The sequence below is a fragment of the Clostridium sp. CTA-17 genome, from assembly GCF_054767895.1.
This window is the reverse complement of the sequence record NZ_BAAABF010000025.1, coordinates 1-914: the sequence shown is the minus strand read 5'-3', so window position 1 is coordinate 914 and position 914 is coordinate 1. Positions and strand designations below refer to the sequence as shown.

Annotated in this window: 8 tRNA genes; all 8 read right to left on the bottom strand. The window is 50.4% G+C overall.

Features of this window, described 5'->3' with window-relative positions:
• Nucleotides 1-70 precede the first annotated feature (70 nt).
• The 8 genes from ACYUCG_RS15210 to ACYUCG_RS15175 all read right to left on the bottom strand — a co-directional run bounded on the left by ACYUCG_RS15210 (nucleotide 71) and on the right by ACYUCG_RS15175 (nucleotide 845).
• Nucleotides 71-146, bottom strand: a tRNA-Pro gene (locus ACYUCG_RS15210).
• 5 nt (nucleotides 147-151) lie between these two features.
• Nucleotides 152-228 (bottom strand) — tRNA-Arg (locus tag ACYUCG_RS15205).
• A gap of 75 nt (nucleotides 229-303) precedes the next feature.
• A tRNA-Gly gene (locus ACYUCG_RS15200) sits at nucleotides 304-377 on the bottom strand.
• A gap of 4 nt (nucleotides 378-381) precedes the next feature.
• A tRNA-OTHER gene (locus ACYUCG_RS15195) sits at nucleotides 382-450 on the bottom strand.
• 64 nt (nucleotides 451-514) lie between these two features.
• Nucleotides 515-590: transfer RNA gene (locus ACYUCG_RS15190), tRNA-Lys, on the bottom strand.
• Between the two features lie 19 nt (nucleotides 591-609).
• Nucleotides 610-685 (bottom strand) — tRNA-Lys (locus tag ACYUCG_RS15185).
• A gap of 6 nt (nucleotides 686-691) precedes the next feature.
• Nucleotides 692-766 (bottom strand) — tRNA-Gln (locus ACYUCG_RS15180).
• 3 nt (nucleotides 767-769) lie between these two features.
• Nucleotides 770-845, bottom strand: a tRNA-His gene (locus tag ACYUCG_RS15175).
• Between the last annotated feature and the right edge of the window lie 69 nt (nucleotides 846-914).

The following is a 914-nucleotide window of genomic DNA, read 5'->3' as shown; positions in this document are numbered from 1 at the left end:
GTACCGGGAATCGAACCCGGGTATCCAGCTTGGAAGGCTGGTGTTCTACCATTGAACTACACCCGCATAATGGTCGGGGTGACAGGGATCGAACCTGCGACCTCATGGTCCCAAACCACGCGCGCTCCCATCTGCGCCACACCCCGAAGTGTGGTGTACCTTAAGGGATTCGAACCCCTGACCCACGGCTTAGAAGGCCGTTGCTCTATCCAGCTGAGCTAAAGATACACATCAAACAATTATTATTTTAAATGTTTTTTAATGTTTTGTCAAGTGTTTTTACTTAACATTTTAAACATTTTGTGGAGCGGGTACCGGGAATCGAACCCGGGTATCCAGCTTGGAAGGCTGGTGTTCTACCATTGAACTACACCCGCATATTGGAGCGGAAGACGGGACTCGAACCCGCAACTTTCACCTTGGCAAGGTGACACTCTACCATACCCCCACGCCGTAGGCGCTAGATCCTAAGTCTAGTGCGTCTGCCAATTCCGCCACATCTGCAAATTAAATTTGGTGATCTGCCAGGGAATCGAACCCTGGACACCGTGATTAAAAGTCACGTGCTCTACCGACTGAGCTAGCAAATCATGATAATAAATTTTGTTTTGGTGATCTGCCAGGGAATCGAACCCTGGACACCGTGATTAAAAGTCACGTGCTCTACCGACTGAGCTAGCAAATCACATTTTGGCTGGGATAGCAGGATTCGAACCTGCGAATGACGGAGTCAAAGTCCGTTGCCTTACCGCTTGGCGATATCCCAATATGGGGTGAGCGACGAGACTCGAACTCGCGACACCCAGAGCCACAATCTGGTGCTCTACCAACTGAACTACGCCCACCATATGGTGTACCTTAAGGGATTCGAACCCCTGACCCACGGCTTAGAAGGCCGTTGCTCTATCCAGCTG